The sequence below is a fragment of the Paenibacillus sp. yr247 genome, from assembly GCF_900103825.1.
Classification (GTDB): domain Bacteria; phylum Bacillota; class Bacilli; order Paenibacillales; family NBRC-103111; genus Paenibacillus_E.
Genome location: NZ_FNIF01000041.1, coordinates 1 through 22,552, shown reverse-complemented (window position 1 = coordinate 22,552; position 22,552 = coordinate 1). Strand labels below are relative to the sequence as shown.

The window sequence follows — 22,552 nt, the reverse complement described above, 5'->3', positions numbered from 1 at the left end:
TCGAAGATAGATTTTAGTAATAAATACTTAAACATACGAATAGGGTCGATAGCGTTTCGACCGTTATCCAAACAATAATTTCTCTTCAGTTCATCGTATACAAACGAGAAGTCAACGAGTTCTTCAATCTGTCTCAGTAAATTATCCTTGGGAACAACTAAGTTGTAAATCTCCATATATGGACTTAAAATCATCGACTGTTGGTTTTTGATCATCGTAATCACCCGCTAAGTATAATACCTTAATTATACAGAAAAAAAGGTACAGCCTCCTCAAAAAATTGAGGAAATCTGTACCTTTGCTGGACTTTTTCAGTGGCCTCATATCGAACTGCTGTCGCTTTTTCTGATTGCAGAATTGTCTCTAGCCGGTCGATATGCAGCAGCTCTGTGACTGTATCCACCATGGTTCATTCGCGTTATACTAGAATGAAGAAATTTCCATTTTGCAATGAACAGGAGTGTCTGAAATGCCTGATTGGTCTTATCACGGTATATTTCGACCTTTATTATTTTGTTTGCCGGGCCACATCGCGCGAAATCTTACTTTTCAGGCGATAGGCAGTTTAAGCCGTATTCCCGGTGGGAGCTTCGTGATCAAAACGATGGGACACGTGGAGCTGTCACCTATTTTGGAAGGCGAGTTAGCCGGTGTTCCGATCCAGTGCCCCGTTGGCTTGAGCGGCACGCTTGATCCCCACGGGATTGCGCACAAGGCGCTGGCCCAGTTCGGGATCGGCTTCATCGAAATCGGACCCGTGACGGTCCGAGAGGTACGCTGCGACGCGCCAATCCTGCGGGACGCGGCGCAGGAAGCCATCGTTTACCCCGATGGCTATGCCAACGACGGCGCGGACGCGATCGCCGCGCGTCTGCACAAGGGCACGGGGCATCGCCTGGCGCACTTCGTACGGCTGCGGCCGATGCCGGGGAGCTCGCCGCGCGAGGCGCTGCCGGAGCAGCAGGAGCTGCTCTCGAAGCTGGCGCCGTACGCGGCGGGCTTCTACATCGATGGCCTCGACGAAGGCTGGCCACCGAATGAAGCCGTGGCGTACCTCCGTGAGGTACGCCAACTGACAGAAACAGCGGGGAAGCCGCTGCTGCTTTACTTGCCGCAGCACATTCCCATTGGAATGCTGCGGCAGCTCGTGGACGACGCCCAGCTAGCGAGCTGGAGCGGTGTTGTCGTCGGCGAGGTGCTGCGCGAGGAGGGCACACGCCGCATCCGTGTCGGCGGTGCGGGTGCGCTCAGCGAGCAGCTGAGCCGGGTTCGCCTGCTCCGCGAAGCCCTTGGCGAGCAGAGCACGATCGTAGCAGCCGGCGGCGTTCATCAGCCGCAGGATGCGCTAGAGCTATTGGCAGCTGGCGCGAATAGCGTCCAGCTGCACAGCGGGCTGGTTTATGCAGGACCTGGGCTGCCCAAGCGGATTAATGAAGCTATTCTGTATGATCGGATCCGCGAAAGCGAAGAGCCAAAGCCGCCTTCGTTCTGGGCGAATTGGGGCTGGATGAGCTTGCTTGGCGTCGGCATGATGATCGGCGGCGTGCTGGCGTGGCTGATTGCTGCGACAAGAGTGCTCTTGCCCTATGATGAAACTTTCCTTGGCGCGAGCCGAGGTGTCATAAATCAATTTAATGGGCATATTATACATTTCATGTCCCATGATCGTATTACTTTAGCCGGGACGATGATCTCTATCGGTGTATGTTACTATCAGCTAGCTCGTCATGGACTTCGCTTTGGTTTGCATTGGGCCCGCACAGCGCTGCTTACTTCGTGTGCGGTGGGGTTCAGCAGCTTTTTTCTCTATCTCGGATACGGTTATTTCGATCCTCTTCATGCCGCAGCAGCGGCCGTCCTTCTGCCGCTGCTGCTGCTCACCTTGCGCGGCTTGAAAGATTACCCCTCACGGAAGCCGCCAGGCTTGCTTAATGATCTTGTTTGGCGCAGAGCGCAGTGGGGGCAATGCTGCTTTGTGTTGCTCGGTTTTGGTTTAGCGGCCGGAGGACTAACGATATCTTTCGTCGGCATCACCACGGTGTTCGTACCAACGGATTTAGCTTATCTCGGCTTGACTGCCCACCAGCTTGCTGCTTGGAATGATCATATTATTCCGCTCATTGCTCATGACCGAGCGGGATTCGGCGGAGCCCTCCTTTCACTTGCCGTAGCGATTACAGCCTCATCGTTATGGGGGGTAAACCAAGGCGAGAGCTGGTTGTGGTGGACGTTTCTCTGGGGCGGTCTCCCGGGATTCACTGCCGGGTTATTGGTTCATTTTCATATTGGCTATATGGACTTCGTTCATTTGCTTCCTGTGTATATCGCTATCCTGTTATTTGTGGCTGGGCTGATCTTGATGTATCCATTTCTGGTCCTCAGAGCCGGTAAGGTAACCAGAGCAACAACCACGAACGTACAATTTTAAAATAAAGGCAGGTGTGACTTGGTGGAGAAACTAGCGATTATTTCAGATATCCATGGCAATATGCCTGCATACGAAGCAGTTATGAAGGATATTCAGCATCGTGATGTGACACAAATCATTTGCCTGGGAGATCTAGTAGGGAAAGGACCGCATTCCGAACGCATTGTGGACCGTGTGCGGGAGTCATGCGAGGTTGTCATCATGGGAAACTGGGACGATTTCATTGGTAATAGGACGGATGATCCGATTTTACTCTGGCAACAGGCTAGGCTGGGAAAAGAACGTTTGACATATTTAAAAGGGCTGCCTTTTTGCTATGAGTTTTGGATGAGCGGTAAATTTGTGAGGTTATTCCATGCTTCGCCAAGAAGTGTTTATGAACGTATCCAACCTTGGGACTCGATGGAAAGCCGATTGTCGATGTTTGAATCTTCGGAAATGTGTGGAGAGCCTATACAAGCTGATGTAGCTGGCTATGGCGATGTTCACAACGCCTACCTGCAGATTATTACAGGCAAAATGCTGTTCAATACTGGCAGTGTAGGCAACCCGCTGGACATTACGCAAGCTTCTTATGTCCTTCTGGAGGGGCATTACCATAGCAAGCAGCCTTCAGCGTTCAATATTCAGCACATAAGGGTCCCTTACGACATTGAACTTGCTGTGCAGCATGCAAAGGATGAGCAGATGCCGGATTCCGAGGTCTATATTCTGGAATTGCGGTCTGGCCAATATCGGGGAAGAAAGACGAAAGAGTAACAAAAAGGCTAAGTCGACCGTATCACGGTTTACTTAGCTTTTTTTATACATTTAAGCACAATTTAGCTATAAACGATTGCTAAATTTGTAAACCTATGTACATTGAGCCGAAGCGCCTTTTGGTATATGATGAAAGACGGTATAATTGGCTTCATCGGATGCCTTAAAATGGTCTGCACAACAAATTTATATAAAGTGAGATGGATGAGAATGAAACCTAAGGATTTACACTATACAATGCCAGCAGAATGGACAACCCATGAACGTACCTTTATCTCTTGGCCGGTGCAATCGTCCATGGTTTACCCGGAAGATCATGCGGTTGTGACGAAGGGCTACGCGGATTTGGTGAAGGCGATAGCGGAGTTTGAGCCTGTGACCGTGATCGTGAACCCTGTAGATGCGGAGCAGGTGAGGGCTATGTTTAGCGAGCCTAATGTAGATTTCTTAACCATCCCACATAATGATGCTTGGTTCCGTGATAACGGTCCGACGTTCTTGCTGAATGAGCAGCAGGAGATCGCAGCTGTGAATTGGAAGTTCAACGCATGGGGCGGCAAATATGCCCCGTGGGATCTCGATGATAACGTAGCACCGCAAATTTTGGAGCATCACGGGGTGAAACGGTTTGATGCTCCGCTTGTTATGGAAGGCGGCTCCATTCATGCGGATGGGGAAGGTACGCTTTTGACGACAGAGGAATGTCTCCTGAATACGAACCGGAACCCGGATTTGAGCCGTGAACAAATTGAAGACCATGTGAAAAGCTTCGTTAACGTTGAGAAAATCATCTGGCTAAACAAAGGGCTGGATGGCGATGAAACGGACGGTCATGTTGATAATATCGCATGCTTTGCAGCTCCGGGCAAAGTCATCTTGCAAGTCTGTAACGATCCATCGGATGCGAACTATGCCATTACACAGGAAAATTTAGAAATTTTGCGGAAGGCGACGGATGCCAAAGGACGTTCCTTCGAGATTATCCAGATCGAGCAGCCTCCGCTAACGTTCTTTGAAGAGCAGCGGTTAACGCTCAGCTATCTCAACTTTTATTTCGTAAACGGCGGGATTATCTTGCCGGTGTTTGGCGGGTCAGCAGAAGAGACGGATCGCAAAGCAGAAGAGGTGCTGAGCGCGACGTTCCCAGATCGCAGGATCCGCAAAATCAACGGCATGTCCATTATCAAAGAGGGCGGAAACGTCCACTGTACTACGCAACAAATGCCAGCAAGCAAGAAAGGGTGACTACATTGAGAAATGTCAAAGTAGCAGCAACGCAAATGAGCTGTTCTGATAACATAGAAGAAAACATTCGCAAAGCCGAGGCCTTGGTTCGCCAAGCAGCCGCGAAGGGCGCTCAAATTATTTTGATTCAAGAACTGTTCGAAACGCCATACTTCTGTCAAAAGGAAAAGTCCGATTACTATCGTTACGCTACGGAACTGGAGCATAATAAAGCGATCAATCATTTCCGCGAAATTGCCAAAGAGCTTCAGGTCGTACTGCCGATCAGCTTTTATGAGAAAAAGAATTACGCTCGCTACAACTCACTAGCTGTTATTGATGCTGACGGGGAAGTGATGGGCACTTACCGCAAAAGCCACATCCCGGATGGTCCGGGGTATGAGGAAAAGTTTTATTTTAACCCTGGGGATACCGGGTTCAAGGTTTGGAAAACACGTTACGCGAAAATCGGTGTTGGCGTATGTTGGGACCAGTGGTACCCGGAAGCCGCCAGAGTAATGGCTTTGATGGGCGCGGAGCTTCTGTTCTACCCGACGGCTATCGGTTCTGAGCCGCAGGATGGTTCGATCGACTCCAAGGATCACTGGCAGATGTGCATGCGCGGCCACGCCGCGGCAAACTTGATGCCGGTTATCGCATCGAATCGCATCGGTAAAGAGGAAGATGAGGAATCCAGCATCAACTTCTATGGCTCCTCTTTCATCGCTGGCCCGCAGGGCAACCTGATTGAGGAAGCAGGCCGTACGGAAGAAACGGTGCTTGTTGCCGAATTTGACCTAGACCAGCTGGAAATCCAACGCATCGAATGGGGCATTTTCCGCGATCGTCGTCCTGATCTGTATAAGAGAATTGCTACCTATGATGGTGAGCAGGTGCTGTAATCACGATGCTCATTCCGTTGTTGAAAGGAATTTTACTGGGGCTCTCGATCGCTGCACCGGTCGGGCCCATCGGTATTTTATGTATACGTAGGACGATCACCTTAGGCAGATTACACGGCTTTTTGTCAGGGTTGGGTGCAGCATCGGCGGACGCTTTCTACGGCTTTATTGCCGGGTTCGGTCTTACGCTGATAACCAGTTTTCTGCTTGACCAAAAGGTGCTGCTGCAAGCGGTCGGCGGCTTATTCCTATGTTATTTGGGCGTGCGGACCTTCCGTTCAAAGCCTGCTGCCGATGCAGCCAAAGCCTCAGGAAATTCGCTTTTCAGATCGTACGCCTCCACACTAATGCTGACGATTACGAATCCGATGACCATTATGTCCTTTCTTGGCGCTTTTGCTGGTTTAGGAATGGGCGGCTCACAGACAGGCATTGTTTCAGCAGTTGCCCTGGTGATTGGCGTATTCGTAGGCTCCGCCTTATGGTGGCTTGCACTAAGTCTCGTGATTGGGATGTTTCGAGATCGTATCCATGTTTCAGCTTTTCGATGGATTAACCGAATATCGGGTGTCGTGTTAACCATATTTGGCCTGATAGCCATAATAGGACTGCTCCTAGGAGAGTAGTCCTTTTTGGTTTTCCACTTATTGATCATGCAGTTAAAGGTGGGCAAAAGCTTTCTCCTCAATGTTTGCTGCTGCAAGCCAATCAGCAGCTGCGTGGCGAGATGCTCGCAGCAGGTGTGGGTGTGACCCGTAAGGAACAATTATGGAGCGGTTGTGCTTTAATTGTTTTGTGTGCATCGCACCCATGTTGAATACGCACATGCAGGTGATTGTATGCTGATCGCGATGTATGAAGTTGGTTCTATCCGGGTTGTTACTCGCGACCAATTAGAAGTTGTGGACCGCCCAACACGTCAGCTCTGGGCGCAATGGAGAACCCGAACTGGCAGATCATATGGAATATGGCCAAATTAGCAGGTCACAATTAAAAGCATTGCTTCTATTCTCGGACGGCCTAATTGCTCCTCAGCGGGAGCATTCACATGAGGAGGAATAAAGGCGGATCATCTTGAGAGTCAAATCCATGGGACTAGAAAATTGAACTAGGCCGGAGAGGAGTCGCTCTACGGCCTAGTTCAATTTAATATAAGGGCTTAAGAAAAATTGAAAATTGTCCCAGAATAATTGATCAGTATGTTAACATGAATTATGACCTTTGTGGTGATACTTGGTAAATATCTTTGAATGGAGTGACCGCAGATGAACCCTTTCAAATATGAAAAATATTTCTCGACTGACGGTTTCTGGTTCAAGCTGAAAAAGGGCGCCAAAAAGGCAGGCAGTAAAGTCATCTACAGCGGATTGCTGCTCTTCTATGCTTTAGAAAGTCCGAAAACACCACTTAGAGCGAAACTTCAAATCTATGGCGCACTCGGCTATCTTATTTTGCCGTTGGATATCATACCTGATTTGCTGCCGATTATAGGTTATGTGGATGATTTAAGTGCTCTTGGGCTAGCACTGGCATCTGTGGCCGGTAGTATCGACGACGATGTGAAGCGCAAAGCGAAGAGCAAGCTGAGGGATTTTCTCGGTGAGGACGTGATGAACAGCAAGGGTATTATCGATATCGATGGGCAGCTCGTTGCGCAGAAAGAGAAAGACACAGTGGGTGACGGGACGGATGGAAAATAAAAAGGAGTGTGGCTCTAGCTCCCTGCTGGCCGCCAATAAATTTACTGTAAAACATACAAGTAATTTGGCTTCAGTTGCTCATTTACTTGAATTACCTGCATTTCCTACATGTAAATGTTCAGGAAATGCAGGTTTTAAGGCTTTTAGGCGAAATTACCTGCACATTTTGCAGCTAAATCCATTGAAACGGTAATCAACCTGCAATTTAGATGTAGATAATGCAGGTTGCGCAGCGGTGCCGTTCTCCCCGCGCCCGACAACGTCCTCTAATGAGAAAAGACACCCAAAGGTTGAGTTCAGCAAGAAAGCATCCAACCGTTAGCATCTTCAATCCTTCCGAACTGTATATCGGTAATCGTATCGTAAAGTCGACGAACCAGCTCGCCGATTTCCCCATCGTTAATCACCATGGGCGTTCCCTTCCAAAGTAAACTGCCAATAGGAGAGACGACGGCAGCAGTACCCGTACCAAAGGCCTCCTCAAGGGTCCCATTTCCATAAGCCTCGAGTATGTCATCGATTGAAATTTTCCGCTCCGCAATAGGAATGCCCCACTCGTTTAGCAGGTGAATGATGCTGTTTCGTGTAATCCCTTCCAAAATACTGCCGCTGAGGCTTGGTGTTACAACCTCCCCGTTTATTTTGAAAAAGACGTTCATACTGCCGACTTCTTCTAAGTATTTTTTCTCGATGGCGTCCAGCCAAAGAACTTGCGCACAGTTGTTTTCTTTGGCGAGGGCTTGAGCCTTGAGGCTTGCGGCATAATTACCAGCAGCTTTGGCATTCCCCGTACCACCTTGTGCTGCCCTGGTATAATGGCTTTCTACAAGGATGTTGATAGGCTGAAGTCCTTCTTCATAGTAAGAATCCACAGGCGACATAATGATAACGAACGAATAGCGCGAAGAAGCTCGCACGCCTAACCCAGCTTCTGTCGCAATAACGAAGGGGCGAATATATAAGGAGGAACCCTTCTTTCTAGGCACCCACTGCGCATCCATACGAACGAGGCTTTGAATGGCGCTAATGACGAAATCTTCATTCATCTGGGGGATCTGCAAACGCTCGCTGGAACGGTTTAGTCGTTTAGCGTTTTGATCCGGTCGAAATAGAGCAATCTCATCCTTTTCCGTTCGAAAAGCCTTTAACCCCTCAAAAACCGCTTGCCCGTAATGAAAAACCATCGCTGCAGGGTCATAAGACAGCGGACCATAAGGGACAATACGCGGATCATGCCAGCCCTTGCCCTCCTCGTAATCCATCAAAAACATATGATCTGTAAAATGACGTCCAAACCCTAAGTCCTCTTCTAAGTTGGGCTTTGCGTTACCATGTGGATTTTGTTCTATTCGAATTTTTCCATACATCGTCATCTACCACCTTTCGTTACAAAATTAACCGTTATCATTACTATAGAAGAATAATGATCATTGATCAATTGTGAATAATCAATTACCATCATAGTTAATAGCTATGATCGGAGGCGCATTCATATGGAGCATCGATTATTGGAATACTTTCTAGCGGTATGCGAAGAACTTCACTTCACGAAGGCTGCCGAAAAGCTGGGCATTAGCCAGCCCACACTTAGCCAACAGATTCGTCTTTTGGAGAATCGGGTAGGATCCCCCCTTTTTCAGCGAATCGGTAAAAAGGTCTATGTCACAGAAGCGGGAGAAATCCTTCTCAAACACAGCAGGAACATGTTCCATGAGTTGGATCAAGCCCAGGCGGCCATTAATGAGATACAAGGCATGCAGCGGGGACGGCTGCGAATTGGCTTTTGCTCAGGCTAAGGCTATCCCTTTAGGAGATCTAGTACAGCTTCCGGTTGCGATGCTCCAGAAAAAGTTTTATGTTCGGCAGCTGATGGATGATTGCTGTGAGCAATCTGGCATTGAATGGAAGCCGGCGCTTGAGCTCTCGACATTAGAGTCATTGCTTCAGATGGCCAGAAATAATGTGGGAGGAGCTATTTTACCTCAATCGTATATGGACAATATCCGCGGCAGCGGCATCCGCAGCATCGCGATTATAGACCCAGTCCCCCAGAAGGACGTCGGTATTGTTTATCGCAAGGATATGTATCTGTCTAAGACAAAGGATACGTTTATGAAGCAGTTGATGCAGCAGTATTTGTACGTAAACGAGGGTGTTCAACAAGAAAAGCTGCGTATTCAGATTTAAAATGAGGGATGATGCATGGAACATATATATATCTACGCCTGCCACGAGGACGAGCAGGCGCTTTGTCAGTTAGAGCTGCGCACCTTATTGGGCGCTGAGGCCGTGATCGGCGTGCGCTACGCCGTTAGCGCGCGCTCTGTGGAGCTGAGCCGCAGCCCGTTCCTGAAGCTGCGGCTGGATGTGTTGTTCGAGACCGGCAGCTTGCCCGAGCTGGCCTCGCAGGTGGAAACGTTGACCGTGCGCGGGTCAACGTTCAAGGTTGCTTTCGCGGAGACGGACGTGGCGGTCGAGTATGACCGCCGGAAGGACGTCGAACGCGAAATAGGCCGGCATCTCCGCGGCAAAGCCGAGATGCGACGGCCTGAGCAATGGTTCGCTGTGACGAAGCTGGGAAGCCGGTGGTTGTTCGGTGATTGCAGCTTCGGCGAAGCCGTATGGCTTCGGCATCAGCAGAAGCCGCAGAACTACTCCACCGCCCTGAATACGCGCTTAGCGCGGGCGGTGGTGAACATTGCCGTGCCCGACATAGCGGGCACGCGGGTCATTGACCCGTGCTGCGGCATGGGCACGGTGCTGGTGGAGGCAATGTCGATGGGCATCGATATTGCTGGCTGCGACATGAACCCGCTAGCGGTGCGCGGCGCGCGGGTGAATCTCGCACACTTCGGCATGCCGAATGTGGTGAGTCTTGCGGATATGCGTACCCTAGGCCTAATAGGCGAACAGGTGACCGAGTCACCCGTCATCCTGCAGGGCCGCTTTGATGCGCTCATCCTGGACATGCCGTATAATCTCTGCTCGAAGCTGCCGGTGGACGAGCAGCTGCAAATGCTCCAGGCCGCCCGCCGCCTAGCGGAGCGCGCGGTTATCGTTACGACGGAGCAGATCGATCCGCTCCTTGCGCAAGCGGGGTTCCGGATCGCAGAGCGCTGTGTCGCCAATAAAGGCAATTTCAGCAGACAAATTATCGTCTGCGTTTAGCGCTAATAAAGCATTTTACCAAGCGGGCCATCCTCCGCGATGATGTCCTGAATGGCGTACACGGAAATTGGGAAATAAAGAAATCCGTACACATAAGCCGCCAGTTCATATACTTGGAAGTAGATGACCAAAGCCTTATCGGCGATATAAAAATCCTGATTTGGTCTGATGCTCTTAAATTCGACCAACAAAGGAATATCCCGTGTTTTAAGCTCAGCTTGTATGATGGCGCTAAGCTTACCGACGTAATCACTGCCGGGCTTAAACAAATCTTGGAGCGCGTAGGCCTTGCCGGTTTCCGTATTAAAGGTTAATGAGTTCTGGATCGTAAGCCCATGTGCGCCGCCCGAAAACGCATAATTCCATAAAGACAAACTAAGAACGCTTCGTTCATTTGTCTTTAACTCATAATGAGCCGTCACGTCCGTCATCGGATTTTGCGGATAGCCTTGCTCGCGAAGCTGCTTGTTAACCGCATTAACAATCGCTGTGTTAATAGCCAGTTGCGCCGTGTAAGGCTTTAGGTTCACAACAGCTGGGTAAAGCAGTTGTAATTTATCACGAAGCACTTGATACGTCTGTATACTAACAGGCTGATCCAATCCGTCCATCTTCATCATCCATCCCTACGTTTTTGCTACAATTTATTCCGCGGATGGGCGATTGGTTCATCGCTGAAGAGTGTGGACAGTGGCAGCCGCACAAAGCCCGATCGCCCCCTTTTACAAACTCAAAAAAAAGAGCTTTCCTCGGCCGCAATCGACCTGCAGGGAAGCTCTTTTTTGTGTTCACTTTAATCATCAAACGAACGGCGTTACTCTTGTGAGGACGTATCTTCATTAACGCTGGAGTTTGTTGTTGAGCTTTGGAGCAAGGAGTTTAATTCCTCCACTTTTTGTTTAGATTCACTGTCTTCCGCATTCGCTTGAGCGGCATTAATGCCATGGCTCACCACATCATCGCTATTGGTCGTTGACATTTAGATCACCTCCTGTATGTTTCAACTAACTAAGTATGCCACCATATTCCAGGAAACATACAGGCTATTTCCTTTTTATTATGGATGCAGCTAAATGATAGGCAATGACTATAAAGAATGTCTATTTTATGTATTTCACAAATATTCTAAGGGAGAGCATAATAGTAGAAAATGGAAAGGCGGAGGCAAGTATGGGGAAATCATTCGAAGCGCTGCAGCCGGAGCATGAGACATTTATTGCTAAGCAGCACATTTTCTTTGTGGGGTCGGCACCACTGTCGGCGGAAGGGCACGTTAATCTTTCACCGAAGGGCCACGATGTGCTTCGATTATTATCAACAAGCGAAGTAGCTTATCTGGATTTAACCGGGAGCGGGAATGAGACTAGTGCGCATCTCGAAGAGAATGGGCGAATTACTCTGATGTTTACAGCTTTGGGGGGATCTCCAATGATTTTGCGCTTGTACGGGAAGGGGCGTGTAGTTTTGCCAGGGACCCCGGAGTGGGAGGAGCTGGCTCCTCGGTTTACCCTTCTGCCTGGAGCTCGGCAAATCATCGTCGTCCATATTCATGAGGTTAAATCATCATGCGGTTTCAGTGTACCCTTTTACATTTATGAAGGAGAACGAAATACCCTGCAGAACTGGGCGACGAATAAAGGCGAGCAAGGGTTGAATGACTATAGGAAAGAGAAAAACGTGACCAGCATGGACGGACTGCCGACGACGATCGGTCAAAAGTTATCCACAGATACTATGTAAGATAGCTTTTTCTTTATATAAAATGTTTCCTTAACGCCTCTGGCGCTTCCACACTTTTACGTGTAGTACTGTCCATCGTTACGCTGGTAACAAGGGCGTCAGCACATAGCTCGCCTTGTTTGTTGAAAATCTCTTGCTTCAGCACGTAGCTAGAGCGTCCCATTTTATCAGGGCGGCAGGTGACAGTTAAGTGATCCCCTTGTTTGCATTCTTTTTTATAATTAATGGTGATATTCACCGTTACAGTTTGGATCCCCATCGCGCCAAAGTTCTCATAGGATAGCTCGGACTGCTCATACCATTCCTCACGCCCCCATTCGAGGTACTCCAAATATTTCGCATTATTGACGTGTCCATTTACGTCGATTTCGGTTGATCGGACGATGATTTCAAGTTTAGATTCCATTGGCGTGAACTCCTTCTTTAACACCTGATATGGGCAGGTGTTTTTGTTTATTATAGCTCGTCTATGGATGAGAAAACCAGTAAGATGCTCATACGTCTCCCTCATTTGGGTAAACTATGCCTTACGTGTTTGATGAAATCAAAAGTTGGTTAACAAACTATATATCGTGAAAGAAAAAGGAGGCCTAACAATATGGAGCAAGATTACCGAATTGAACGGGATACGATGGGTGAAATCAGAGTGCCTGTGGATAAGTTATGGGGGGCTCAGACGCAGCGGAGCTATGAGAATTTCAAGATTGGGACGGAACGGATGCCGGTTCGTCTTATTCAAGCTTTTGCCTTGTTGAAAAAGGCCGCTGCGCAGGTGAACCGCGAGCTTGGCGGGTTAACGCCGGAGAAGGCGGAGGCGATTTCGCAGGCCGCAGATGAAATCGTTCAGGGCCGATGGAACGAAGAGTTCCCGCTCGTCGTCTGGCAGACGGGCAGCGGGACGCAGTCGAACATGAACGTCAACGAGGTGATCGCGCATCGCGGCAACGCGCTGCTCGGCGGGGATGGAACTCCGCGCATCCATCCCAACGATGACGTGAATCGTTCGCAGAGCTCGAACGATACATTCCCTACCGCGATGCACGTGGCCGGCGTTATCGCGGTGGAGCAGGAGCTTCTGCCTGCGCTTGAGCTTCTGCAGGCGACGCTGCACAACAAGATGGAGGCCTATGCCTCCATCGTCAAGATCGGCCGCACCCACCTGCAGGACGCCACCCCGCTCACGCTGGGGCAGGAGATCAGCGGCTGGTGGGCGATGCTCGAGCAGACCGCGCGCATGGTGCGCAGCAGCGTCGATACGATGCGCGAGCTGGCGATCGGCGGCACCGCGGTCGGCACCGGGCTGAACGCGCATCCCGAGTTCGGCGCTCGAGTCGCCGAAGCCCTGACCCGCGAGACGGGCACGCGCTTCGTCTCGGCCGCGAACAAGTTTCATGCGCTGACCAGCCATGATCAGATCGTCTACGCCCACGGCGCGCTGAAGGCGCTGGCGGCGAACTTGATGAAGATAGCCAACGATGTGCGGTGGCTATCGAGCGGTCCCCGCTGCGGGATCGGCGAAATCACGATCCCCGAGAATGAGCCCGGCAGCTCGATTATGCCGGGCAAGGTCAACCCCACTCAGAGCGAAGCGATGACGATGGTCGTTTGCCAGGTGATGGGCAACGACGCGGCCATCGGCTTCGCCGCCAGCCAGGGCAATTTCGAGCTGAACGTGTTCAAGCCCGTGATCATACACAATTTCCTGCAGTCCGTGCGGCTATTGGCTGATAGTATGCGCTCGTTCAACGATAACTGTCTCGCAGGAATGGAGCCGAATCGCGAGGTGATTCAGCGCAACCTCGAGCAATCCCTGATGCTGGTTACAGCGCTCAACCCGTATATCGGGTATGAGAAAGCTGCCAGCATCGCTAAGCAAGCGCACAAAGAAGGGCTGACGCTGAAGGAGTCAGCCGTACGCAGCGGCTACTTAACGGCGGAGCAGTTCGACAGCTATGTCCGCCCGGAAGACATGGTGCACCCGAAGGCCTGACGGCGTAGCCTGTTGTTACATTTTTTTCACAAGAAAAGTGATTGGCAGCAGCGATATTGGCTGTTTCAATCACTTTTTTGTTTAGCTTTTACCAAAAAAGCTTTTGGAAAGAATTCCGAAACCTATACATCTTTGGTTTAATAATTATGGTAGACTATGGTGTGTGCTCCGTTTACTTTTACCCGAAAGGGGTTTTAGCGATGAGTATTGTCATGATAGGCGATAACGCGACGAATTTACTTATTATTGAGAAAATCCTGCTTAACAAATTTACCGAACAGATTGAGCCTACAGCTAATATGGATCAGCTATTTTCACTCATGCGGGTATGGCTAACGAAGCAGGTGAAAAAGCATTGAATCGCAAGTATATGGATAAGCATTCTGAATTAAATGAACAGACTTATGATAATGAGCTGCAAAATATTGAAATTAATCTGCTTTTGGAAGGCTTGTATCAAATGTATGGGTTCGATTTCCGTCATTATTTGCGATCCTCCTTACGCAGGCGAATCCTGAATCGTATGAAAGCGGAGAAATTGCCAACCATCACAGCACTCTTGGAAAAAGTCCTGCATCATCCAGGATTTGTGGACAAATTGCTGGGTGACATGTCGATCCGAGTAACAGAAATGTTCAGAGATCCAAGCTTTTTCCGAGCTTTTCGTAACCAGGTGGTTCCCGAGCTTAGGCAGTATCCCGAGATTCGCATCTGGCATGCAGGTTGTGCAACAGGGGAAGAAGTATACTCGATGGCAATCCTGATGCAGGAAGAGGGTCTGGCTGAGAGAACGAAGGTTTATGCGACTGATATGAACGAGAAAGCAATTGAGGCCGCGCAAAAAGGGGCTTTCCCGCTGAAGCAGATGCAAGCTTACACCAAAAATTATTTGGAATCCGGCGGAACCAAAGCCTTTTCTGAGTACTACACAACGGACAATCAATATGCCTATTTCCGGCCTCTGATGAAGGAAAATCTGATGTTCGCGCAGCACAATCTCGTGACGGATGGCTCTTTTAATGAATTCCATGTGATCCTATGCCGTAATGTCATGATTTATTTCGATAACCAGCTTCAGAAGCAAGTCCACAGGCTTTTTCATGACAGCTTAACTTCAGGTGGATATCTAGGCTTAGGAAAGAAGGAATCCATCCTTTTCGTACCCGAAGGTGTGCAATATGATGAGTTTGTTCCGCAGGAGCGAATTTACCGTAAGAAATAATAAACCGCTTATGATGATGCAGATCATGGATAAGCGGTTTTTTTACAAAAGAAAACCCTAACCATCTCCAATTCGGAGAGGTAAGGGCTCTGGTAAAACTTCATTTTGTGTTCATCGCCTGCTGCTTGTGTTCGATAAGGTAGGGAGCATCTTTAAATCCTTGACCATGGATGAATGACAAATTGGACATTCCGGACTATCGGCGAATGAAAAGTTATCTCTCATCCAGCATGAGCACTGTTCGGTGCTGCAGGTCCAAATGCTGGTTTGCTCTTCGGGGACAGGTTCCAACGATTTCTTTGAAAAGTACAATCGAACTCCTCCTTGTCATAGTAGACTCAGACTCGCAAGCAGTTTAAAGCAATATGTGGTGAAGGACTACAGCTTGACTACATTTTCAGCTTGCGGCCCGCGGTTACCTTGAACAACTTCAAATTGAACGCGCTCACCTTCATCCAAACTTTTGAAACCTTCCCCTGTAATGGCGCTGAAGTGAACGAACACATCTTTACCGCCTTCCATTTCAATAAACCCAAACCCTTTTTCTGCATTAAACCACTTAACCGTACCTGTTTCCATGTATACAAAAACCTCCAACAATAATTTGTGCCTGCGCTCCTGTATCTTAAGATCATGTAGATCCCAACAGCTTGTTAACGCAGCTTTGATAATATATCCATTTTTAGGGGAGCTTATTCCATTTTTACTAAAAATTCATTCTTCGAGAACCTGTTGCACGAGATGAAGCGATTTCACGATCGTGAATGGGAAAGTTGTCGTCGAGAACGGCAGACTGGCTGGAGTGGATGAGGAGAAAATTAGCGAGAGCATGCCAGGATTCGTCCGAAAGATCATCCAACGATGAAGAATTGCCGCGTCTACAGATTCATCGAACAATGGAAAAAGCGGCCAATTTTCATTAATTATCGCGATTTCCTCCTGTTAATTCGATTGATTTAGTCCATACTGAGCGTCAAACCATGATTTAAATGGAACAAAAAGCTGAATAAACGGATACTGCTCGTCCGCGAAGTTACTTATGAAAAAAACTCGCTCCTCACAGGTCATATTGACCGAATGAGGGCGAGCTTTTGCCTTAGGAAAGCAGTAAGATGACCAACAGTTCAAAGAGGACAAGCGTTATGATTTGGTTATATTGAGCTGGTGTGTAGATCGGTCTATGGTGACCGTGATGATGACTATGCGGACTGACTTGCAGGTAAGCATGGTGGCCATCTACGTTAACCAATACACCTTCATGTGTATGTCCATCTAACGTTGTGACGCGAACGGTTCGACCGACATGAGGGTGGAGTGCACCCATGATCATATCTCTCTTCTGCTTCAACATGTGCTCCCAATTGGGATCTGCTTGATAGAGAACATGGTGTCCTGGATGACCAGGTTGACCATGATGCTCTGGATAAACAGGGTGATGCATTGGATTCGTATACATATCGTTCGCTCCTTTTTCGTACGGCTGCGCTTAGCAGCAGGCTGTATGCCTAGTTCATTACTAGACTATTCAGCTATTCGAAAAAGGTGCTTACGCCCATTAGAGCCTAAATAAACAGGCTAGTCGCGCTTTATCGTTACTACGCGGGTATCATCGTTGAAGGAGACTTTGCCGCCAAGCGACTCCGCGATGAAACGAATCGGAACGAACGTAGAGCTGTTATGGAGCGTAGCCGCGCTTTCCAACTCGATAGAAGTGCCGTTTACACTTGCAATCTTACTGTCTAGCTTCAGGATGATCGTCGTACCTGTTAACAAGTCTTTGATGGTAACTTGCTGTAGATCTCCATTCCAGCCAACCTCAGCGCCAAGCTTTTCGGAAATGAATCGAACCGGTACCATCGTTTTGTTGTCTGAGTTAATAAAAGGCTGTGGCGTATCAGAAGCAGATCCAACCGCATCTTCATTCAACTTCAGATTGACTTCCTTCTTTGTCACTTTCAAATCATCTTTGAGCATTTTGTAAAAGAGGGATTGCTTATCCAGGTTATTCAGTAAGCTGTAGATGGAGGAAGCTTCCATGCCTACATTTACCGCACCGCTAGAAATGTTAATGGTATCCGCCGTAACCGGCTTGTTAATATTCCATGTTTCACTCACGTAGGATAGCTTGAGACCAGCTACGCCTGAGCCCGTATTCGGAAGAGGAACGTTCCATGCAAAACTTTGTTTACGAATTTGCTTGTCAGCATCTGCGTAAATGTCCGCTTGCAGCGTTGATTGGCTGCTAAATAAAGCCTGAATCGGCAGTATGCGCTGTTCGGAAGAAGCATCTCCGGCAATCATCTTATCCAATGATGCTGACGTCTTCTCTAGGAAATCATGAATAGGTGGATATACCAGTCCGACAGCTAATTGTTTATTACTCAAGATCTTTAATGTGAAGTCGGCAGACCCACTCTTGATTTGCTCTTCAATAATGGGTGAGAGGGCATCGTACAATTGGTTAATCAAATTTTTCAATCCGGCTTCATCAGCGAGAATATTACTTAGCAGCTTTTTGAGAAGGGTAGCCAGTTCAGTGCCGCTCAGCTCCATATGAGCTTTTTGCAGAGAGAGGTCTTCGCCGTTCACTTTGTCCGTGACAGTTGAGACCGAAATGTTCGAAGGATTCGGCGTATTAGCTAAAATAAGACCTATAATTGCAGGTTTAATGTCCGCTATTTTGTTGCCGAACTGTTCTTGTAGAGCTGTGGGTAACAGCTTAATGAACGATAAATCAGAACCTCCTAAGATATCAAAAACAATCGGTTTCTTCGCGCCTTCGATACTCAAAATCAGCTTAGTGCCTTCTGTTGCGAGTTTGAAAGGAATTGTGCCTTTAGTGTATGTAATCGTACCATCTGCCGAAAGGTGCTGCGCATTTTGTGTTTTCACATTGGTGAGTTCGATTTTCACGTTTTGCAGAGCGCTAAGCGATTTTTGCTCGTCCGCGGATAGCTTGGAGGTGTCGCCTGGCACAAGCTCGAATTGCAGCGAGCCTTTGGATTCGGAGGACTTCACTGCCCAGTCATTCTGAATCGCCCCGGCAATGTCGAAGCCTTGCACAGCTTGGCAACCTGTTAAAGTAAGCAGCAGGAGAACCATTGCGGCGGATATCCACCAAGTCAATTTCTTTTTGTACATGTGATAATCTACTCCTTAGTTTTAATAGAAATAACGAAAAGACATCGAATGATTATACGCGAGAAAAGGAAGAAGGATTCGTTTTAAGCAGTAAATTTTTTTGAGCGAAACCTTTTATTCCCAAATTCGTCTATATTTATAGGGAGTTGCGCTTTCTAGGTAAACTGTGGTGAATACGAACTCAGCTAATGCTTACGAAGTAAGGAAAGCTCAGCTAATGCTTACGAAGTAAGTTTTCCTAAAGGAAAGCTCTAAGGAGGTGATGTCTATGATGACTTTGTTTGCCATATGTTTCTTTGTAGGCATTGTGCTTACGGTGCTTATTACGTTTTTTGGCGGCGATTTCTTAGAGTTGCATGCGGATTCTGGGGCTGCTCATGCCCATGGGGGACCGTCTTTTTTCAATTTATCTTCCATTTTAGCTAGTTTGACGGTATTCGGCGGTATTGGGTATATGTTGAATCAGGTTGGCATGACGAGTGTTTTGCTCATTCTTCTTATCGCAATCAGTGCCGGTCTTTTCGTGGGATGGCTCTTCTTTCTTTTCTATGCCAAAGTTATCTATAAGCATGATCACAGCATGAAAGAGAGCGATTTTGACCTAACGGGTCAATTAGGGAAGCTGTCTGTGCCGATTAACGGTAAGGGTATGGGCGAAATGGTGTTTGTGATGCAGGGTACAAAGCGCTCTATAAGTGTTCGATCTGCGCAGGGGGAATCCATGCCGAAAGGGACGAAGGTGGTCATTTTGCGCTTGGACAAAGGCTTTGCTACTGTAACGAAGTTTAATGAATAAGCTTACAGCTACCATTAACCACCGGGAGGTTTTGCTTTTATGTTGACAATTTTGTATACAGTAGTCGCTATTGTAGTTGTCGTTTTTATTTTACTGGCGTCTATAGTAAAAGCATACAAGAAGGTACCGCCGAATGAAGCGATGATTGTTTTCGGTTTGGGTGGCAAAAGAGTCGTACAGGGCGGAGGCACATTCGTCATCCCTGGTTTTCAGAGCTTCAAAACGATTTCCATGATGCTCATGAGCTTCGATGTGAAGCCGGATCAGCCAATGTTTTCTCAGCAGGGCATAAGACTCAAAATTGAGGCGGTGGCTCAGATCAAGATTCAAAGTGACCCGATCGCAATCGGCACAGCCTCTGAGCAGTTTCTTGACCACACGCTGCTAGAGCGGGAAATGATGATTTTGCATTCCGTAGAAGGGCATCTTCGTGGGTTGGTTGGACAACTGACAGTGGAATCTATTCTCAAGAATCCGGATGAGCTGAACAGTAAGATGAGGGAAACGTGCTCAGAGGATTTGGATAAAATGGGGCTGAGCCTCATCTCCTTTGTGCTCAAGCGAGTAGCCGATGATCAAGGATACATTGAGAACCTGGGTGTACCGGAAGTGGAGCGTATCCGCAAAAGTGCCAGTATTGCCAGGGCCGAAGTGGAACGGGATATTCAAATTCGTCAGGCAGATACGGAAAAGGAATCAGCGATTCGTCGAGCGGAAGCGCATCAGTTAAAGATTGAGGCGGAAAGCGCCGCATCAGCTAAGGAAGCGCAGTACCGCAAAGAGCTCAGCATGAAGGAAGCGGAGTTCAAGCAGGAAACGACAAGCCGGCAGGCGGAAGCGGATTTGGCTTATGAATTGAAGCAGAAGCAAATTCAACAATCGCTCGTGACGGAACAGGTGAAGATCAGGCAGATGGAAGCCGAGGCGAACAAAACGGTTCGCCAGATCGAAGTTGAGCTGAAGCAGAAGGAACTCGAAGCATCGGTTATTAAGCCAGCTGAAGCGGAAAAGTTAGCAGCGATTATGCGCGCCGAGGTGAACAAGCAGCGGCAAATTCTCGAAGCCGAGGCGGACGCTGAATCAACGCGAAAACGCGGCGAAGCGACGGCTGAAGCGGAGCTCGCGAAAGGGAAAGCGAATGCGGAAGTCGTTCGCTTGGCGGGGTTTGCGGAAGCGGAAGCCTTGGAGAAAAAAGCAGAGGCTTACAAGCAGTACACGCAAGCTGCGATTACAGTGGAAATTCTTCGTATATTGCCGGAGTTAGCTGAAAAAATTGCAGCACCGCTTAGCAATGTGGATAAAATCACGGTGATTTCGCAAGACGGCACCACGTCAGGAGTGAATCGAATTACTGGTGATATTGCAAAAATGATTGCACAAGTGCCAGAAATCACACAGACGCTAACCGGCAAGTGCGTTACGGATCTTGCGCGTGCGTTCCTTGGCAAGGACAATGAACTCATTTTAAATAAGGAATCTGAATAATGTGAATGAAACTGTCTTCAGCTCTCGGGGCTGAGGATTTTTTTATTAAAAATCCGTTAGTTTTAAAGCGCATATTGTCGAATTGCTATACAATAGGGAATAAATTTCTACGAGATTTAATACGAAATTATATAACGGGCTCTGGGATAGCTGTTGTTGTGGTTGGCGGCGTGATCATCTCTACAACATTAACGATTTCGAATGTGGAAATGCTGCGCATATTCTTCATTATGATCACCTCGCTATGCGTGATGATGCTTGCTGAGTTCACGATGTTTCGTAGGCATATGAGGCCAATTCGCGAGATGCTGGAGGAGGAGGTCCCTGATCGGGTGACTATCCGAGAAGCCTACTTGCAAACACACCGTTTTCCGGCGCTTTCGGTGAAACGGATTCTGGGACCTCACTTTCTTGGCCTATCCATCCCCGCAATGACGATGGCTAGCATAGGGATTGCGATGGGCTGGTTATCTCTGCCTGCTTTTTACATCGGGCTTGCTGGTATTGGCGCGTTGCTTGTGGCCAGCATGCATGCCTTACTCGAGTTTTTCAGATGGCGGGGGGTACCCGGATGGCCTGAAAGGCCTCGATATCCCTGATTTTGGCCGCATCATTGCGGTTGCGGATGCGTTCGATGCCATGACTTCCGATCGTCCTTATCGGAAGGGGATGGCTATCGAGAAAGCCATGGCCATTCTTGCAGAAGGAAAGGGGTCCCAGTAGGATCCTAGGTATGCTCAAACGTTTATTGATGTTTTTAAGAGCTAATTTGCAACAGTTCTGATCATTAATAGCCAGTTAACGGACTCCGTAGGACAGTTAAAGGGTTCGTTAGCGACAACATGCATAAAGTGCATCAAATCACAGTTTATTTAGCATTTTGAGTAGCGATCATGTATTTTGTGCATCAAATATCTGCTTTTTATTTCAAAAAGGGCTGTATACGTCGAAATTGATGTACTTTTTGCATCATCTCTCTTTAAAACGCCCTTAATGGTTGAATTAACTGCTCTTTTTACATCATTTCTGATCATTAATAGCCTGTTGACAGCGAAATTCCGCTATAATAAGAGAAAAAGATGCAGGAGGCTGGTCTTATGGATGAGTTGCGCTACCCTATTGGATTGTTTGCACACGAAGGTGAAATTACACGGGAGCAGTTACAGAAATGGATGGCTGACATCGAGTCCACACCTGCTAGGCTGCGTGAGGCTGTCGCTGGGCTGTCTGACGAGCAGTTGGACACGCCGTATCGCCCTGGAGGGTGGTCATTGCGTCAGGTGGTACATCACGTCGCAGACAGCCATATCAACAGCTACACGAGGTTTAAGCTGGCGCTGACAGAAGAAGAGCCGACAATCAGACCCTACTACGAGGAGCGTTGGGCTGAGCTAAGCGAAAGCAAGTCCGCTCCGGTGGAGCTGTCGCTTGCCTTGTTGGATGCTTTGCATAGCCGCTGGATGATTATGCTGAACGCCATGCAGCACGAGCAATTTGCCCGTGTATTCGTACACCCAGAGTCAGGGAAGATTAGACTGGATTGGAACGTTGGCAACTACGCATGGCACGGAAATCATCATATTGCCCACATCACGAGCTTGCGTGATCGTAGAGGCTGGTAAGCGGAACTCAGCTTATATCTATATAAAAAAACCTCTAAGTGACTTTGATCTGGACCCTTTGTCAAGGACACTTGAAAAAAGCCTTGTGTCTAGGCGGCTAACAATAGATGATTCCTGTATTGCACAGGTGTCATCTTTTTTAATCCCCACTGATATCGATTATTGTTGTAGTAGCGAATATAACGGTCAATCTCTCGTTGTAGTTCTCCTAATGAGGAACAATTACGATGATCAACATGGTCCTTCATGTGGCCAAAAAAAGACTCTTGAGGCGCATTGTCCCAGCAATTTCCTCGTCTAGACATGGATTGACCTAACCCTTTTTGCTTCAAAAGTTCTTGGTACTTAGGGCTCGTATAATGACTCCCTTGATCT

The 22,552-nt window shown here is 48.2% G+C and carries 30 protein-coding genes and 1 pseudogene; 20 read left to right on the top strand and 11 right to left on the bottom strand.

The genetic code is table 11. The annotated features are described in order from the left end of the window. Window positions 1–215 (bottom strand): annotated as a pseudogene (locus BLT91_RS28745) (IS5/IS1182 family transposase); the annotation flags it as partial. Between the two features lie 428 nt (window positions 216–643). Continuing rightward, on the bottom strand, window positions 644–904 hold the full coding sequence (locus BLT91_RS33275) for a hypothetical protein (RefSeq protein WP_254777186.1): 261 nt from the start codon (window positions 902–904) through the stop codon (window positions 644–646). An 18-nt stretch (window positions 905–922) separates the two neighbouring features. Here BLT91_RS33275 and BLT91_RS28740 point away from each other — a divergent pair, with 18 nt between their 5' ends. The 8 genes from BLT91_RS28740 (at window position 923) to BLT91_RS31030 (ending at window position 7,206) form a co-directional block, all read left to right on the top strand. Further along, window positions 923–2,428, top strand: coding sequence for a beta/alpha barrel domain-containing protein (locus BLT91_RS28740; RefSeq protein WP_254777185.1), 1,506 nt, complete (start codon window positions 923–925; stop codon window positions 2,426–2,428). Window positions 2,429–2,449: 21 nt separating this feature from the next. Beyond that, window positions 2,450–3,187, top strand: coding sequence for a metallophosphoesterase family protein (locus BLT91_RS28735; RefSeq protein WP_090827540.1), 738 nt, complete (start codon window positions 2,450–2,452; stop codon window positions 3,185–3,187). Window positions 3,188–3,397: 210 nt separating this feature from the next. Further along, entirely contained in the window at window positions 3,398–4,432 is a 1,035-nt protein-coding gene (locus BLT91_RS28730; protein ID WP_090827539.1) for an agmatine deiminase family protein, read from the top strand. A 5-nt stretch (window positions 4,433–4,437) separates the two neighbouring features. Then, window positions 4,438–5,313: an N-carbamoylputrescine amidase gene (aguB, locus tag BLT91_RS28725; RefSeq protein ID WP_090827537.1), complete on the top strand. Its 876-nt coding sequence runs from the start codon at window positions 4,438–4,440 to the stop codon at window positions 5,311–5,313. A 5-nt stretch (window positions 5,314–5,318) separates the two neighbouring features. Further along, window positions 5,319–5,939, top strand: coding sequence for a LysE/ArgO family amino acid transporter (locus BLT91_RS28720; RefSeq protein ID WP_090827535.1), 621 nt, complete (start codon window positions 5,319–5,321; stop codon window positions 5,937–5,939). 171 nt (window positions 5,940–6,110) lie between these two features. Next, window positions 6,111–6,293, top strand: a complete 183-nt coding sequence (locus tag BLT91_RS32130) for a hypothetical protein (RefSeq protein WP_175532580.1) — start codon at window positions 6,111–6,113, stop codon at window positions 6,291–6,293. 285 nt (window positions 6,294–6,578) lie between these two features. After that, the gene (locus BLT91_RS28715; RefSeq protein ID WP_090827533.1) at window positions 6,579–7,013 is read left to right on the top strand and encodes a YkvA family protein; all 435 of its coding nucleotides are present in this window, start codon (window positions 6,579–6,581) and stop codon (window positions 7,011–7,013) included. Then, a complete protein-coding gene (locus BLT91_RS31030; RefSeq protein ID WP_141225113.1) occupies window positions 7,003–7,206 on the top strand; it encodes a hypothetical protein in 204 nt (67 codons plus the stop codon). The genes BLT91_RS28715 and BLT91_RS31030 overlap by 11 nt, the downstream gene beginning before the upstream one ends. Before the next feature lie 103 nt (window positions 7,207–7,309). Here BLT91_RS31030 and BLT91_RS28710 read toward each other — a convergent pair whose 3' ends face one another. Continuing rightward, on the bottom strand, window positions 7,310–8,380 hold the full coding sequence (locus BLT91_RS28710) for a branched-chain amino acid aminotransferase (protein ID WP_254777184.1): 1,071 nt from the start codon (window positions 8,378–8,380) through the stop codon (window positions 7,310–7,312). Window positions 8,381–8,506: 126 nt separating this feature from the next. Here BLT91_RS28710 and BLT91_RS34085 point away from each other — a divergent pair, with 126 nt between their 5' ends. The 3 genes from BLT91_RS34085 to BLT91_RS28700 are packed head-to-tail and all read left to right on the top strand — an operon-like array spanning window position 8,507 to window position 10,181. Beyond that, window positions 8,507–8,809: a LysR family transcriptional regulator gene (locus BLT91_RS34085; protein ID WP_175532579.1), complete on the top strand. Its 303-nt coding sequence runs from the start codon at window positions 8,507–8,509 to the stop codon at window positions 8,807–8,809. Next, window positions 8,754–9,200: a LysR family transcriptional regulator substrate-binding protein gene (locus tag BLT91_RS34080; RefSeq protein ID WP_175532578.1), complete on the top strand. Its 447-nt coding sequence runs from the start codon at window positions 8,754–8,756 to the stop codon at window positions 9,198–9,200. The genes BLT91_RS34085 and BLT91_RS34080 overlap by 56 nt, the downstream gene beginning before the upstream one ends. A gap of 15 nt (window positions 9,201–9,215) precedes the next feature. Further along, a complete protein-coding gene (locus tag BLT91_RS28700) occupies window positions 9,216–10,181 on the top strand; it encodes a TRM11 family SAM-dependent methyltransferase (RefSeq protein WP_090827529.1) in 966 nt (321 codons plus the stop codon). 2 nt (window positions 10,182–10,183) lie between these two features. On the opposite strand, the gene BLT91_RS28695 is transcribed toward BLT91_RS28700, so the two are convergent. Both BLT91_RS28695 and BLT91_RS32115 read right to left on the bottom strand, forming a co-directional pair. Next, window positions 10,184–10,792, bottom strand: a complete 609-nt coding sequence (locus tag BLT91_RS28695; protein ID WP_090827527.1) for a DUF3298 and DUF4163 domain-containing protein — start codon at window positions 10,790–10,792, stop codon at window positions 10,184–10,186. Between the two features lie 203 nt (window positions 10,793–10,995). Beyond that, window positions 10,996–11,160: a hypothetical protein gene (locus BLT91_RS32115; RefSeq protein WP_175532577.1), complete on the bottom strand. Its 165-nt coding sequence runs from the start codon at window positions 11,158–11,160 to the stop codon at window positions 10,996–10,998. A gap of 191 nt (window positions 11,161–11,351) precedes the next feature. On the opposite strand from BLT91_RS32115, the gene BLT91_RS28690 reads away from it, so the two are divergent. Next, window positions 11,352–11,921: a pyridoxamine 5'-phosphate oxidase family protein gene (locus BLT91_RS28690; RefSeq protein WP_090827525.1), complete on the top strand. Its 570-nt coding sequence runs from the start codon at window positions 11,352–11,354 to the stop codon at window positions 11,919–11,921. Window positions 11,922–11,934: 13 nt separating this feature from the next. On the opposite strand, the gene BLT91_RS28685 is transcribed toward BLT91_RS28690, so the two are convergent. After that, entirely contained in the window at window positions 11,935–12,327 is a 393-nt protein-coding gene (locus tag BLT91_RS28685; protein ID WP_090827523.1) for an acyl-CoA thioesterase, read from the bottom strand. Between the two features lie 192 nt (window positions 12,328–12,519). Here BLT91_RS28685 and fumC point away from each other — a divergent pair, with 192 nt between their 5' ends. From fumC to BLT91_RS28675, 3 genes are all read left to right on the top strand, one after another. Further along, the gene (gene fumC / locus BLT91_RS28680; RefSeq protein ID WP_090827521.1) at window positions 12,520–13,911 is read left to right on the top strand and encodes a class II fumarate hydratase; all 1,392 of its coding nucleotides are present in this window, start codon (window positions 12,520–12,522) and stop codon (window positions 13,909–13,911) included. 200 nt (window positions 13,912–14,111) lie between these two features. Next, window positions 14,112–14,270, top strand: coding sequence for a hypothetical protein (locus BLT91_RS32110; protein WP_175532576.1), 159 nt, complete (start codon window positions 14,112–14,114; stop codon window positions 14,268–14,270). Between the two features lie 11 nt (window positions 14,271–14,281). Then, entirely contained in the window at window positions 14,282–15,133 is an 852-nt protein-coding gene (locus BLT91_RS28675) for a CheR family methyltransferase (RefSeq protein WP_090827544.1), read from the top strand. A gap of 111 nt (window positions 15,134–15,244) precedes the next feature. Here the strand turns inward: BLT91_RS28675 and BLT91_RS28670 are convergent, their stop codons facing one another. From BLT91_RS28670 to BLT91_RS28655, 4 genes are all read right to left on the bottom strand, one after another. Next, a complete protein-coding gene (locus BLT91_RS28670) occupies window positions 15,245–15,445 on the bottom strand; it encodes a cold-shock protein (RefSeq protein ID WP_079411000.1) in 201 nt (66 codons plus the stop codon). A gap of 66 nt (window positions 15,446–15,511) precedes the next feature. Continuing rightward, complete coding sequence (locus tag BLT91_RS28665) at window positions 15,512–15,712, bottom strand: cold-shock protein (protein ID WP_090827518.1); 201 nt, start codon at window positions 15,710–15,712, stop codon at window positions 15,512–15,514. Between the two features lie 517 nt (window positions 15,713–16,229). Then, window positions 16,230–16,589: a hypothetical protein gene (locus BLT91_RS28660; RefSeq protein WP_090827516.1), complete on the bottom strand. Its 360-nt coding sequence runs from the start codon at window positions 16,587–16,589 to the stop codon at window positions 16,230–16,232. Window positions 16,590–16,708: 119 nt separating this feature from the next. Further along, window positions 16,709–18,274 (bottom strand): copper amine oxidase N-terminal domain-containing protein, encoded by a 1,566-nt coding sequence (locus tag BLT91_RS28655; RefSeq protein WP_090827515.1) that lies wholly within the window; start codon window positions 18,272–18,274, stop codon window positions 16,709–16,711. Window positions 18,275–18,542: 268 nt separating this feature from the next. Between BLT91_RS28655 and BLT91_RS28650 the strand changes: the two genes are divergently transcribed. The 5 genes from BLT91_RS28650 to BLT91_RS28635 all read left to right on the top strand — a co-directional run bounded on the left by BLT91_RS28650 (window position 18,543) and on the right by BLT91_RS28635 (window position 22,177). Then, the gene (locus BLT91_RS28650; RefSeq protein WP_090827513.1) at window positions 18,543–19,070 is read left to right on the top strand and encodes an NfeD family membrane protein; all 528 of its coding nucleotides are present in this window, start codon (window positions 18,543–18,545) and stop codon (window positions 19,068–19,070) included. A gap of 39 nt (window positions 19,071–19,109) precedes the next feature. Continuing rightward, on the top strand, window positions 19,110–20,555 hold the full coding sequence (locus BLT91_RS28645) for a flotillin family protein (protein WP_090827512.1): 1,446 nt from the start codon (window positions 19,110–19,112) through the stop codon (window positions 20,553–20,555). A 5-nt stretch (window positions 20,556–20,560) separates the two neighbouring features. Then, window positions 20,561–21,154: a hypothetical protein gene (locus BLT91_RS31025; protein WP_141225112.1), complete on the top strand. Its 594-nt coding sequence runs from the start codon at window positions 20,561–20,563 to the stop codon at window positions 21,152–21,154. After that, window positions 21,087–21,278 (top strand): HD-GYP domain-containing protein, encoded by a 192-nt coding sequence (locus BLT91_RS34075; protein ID WP_141225111.1) that lies wholly within the window; start codon window positions 21,087–21,089, stop codon window positions 21,276–21,278. Before BLT91_RS31025 ends, BLT91_RS34075 begins: the two co-directional genes overlap by 68 nt. A 374-nt stretch (window positions 21,279–21,652) precedes the next feature. Beyond that, the gene (locus BLT91_RS28635) at window positions 21,653–22,177 is read left to right on the top strand and encodes a YfiT family bacillithiol transferase (RefSeq protein WP_090827510.1); all 525 of its coding nucleotides are present in this window, start codon (window positions 21,653–21,655) and stop codon (window positions 22,175–22,177) included. Between the two features lie 89 nt (window positions 22,178–22,266). On the opposite strand, the gene BLT91_RS28630 is transcribed toward BLT91_RS28635, so the two are convergent. Further along, window positions 22,267–22,552 (bottom strand): IS3 family transposase (locus tag BLT91_RS28630; protein ID WP_141225110.1); only part of this gene is annotated, 286 nt, incomplete at its 5' end.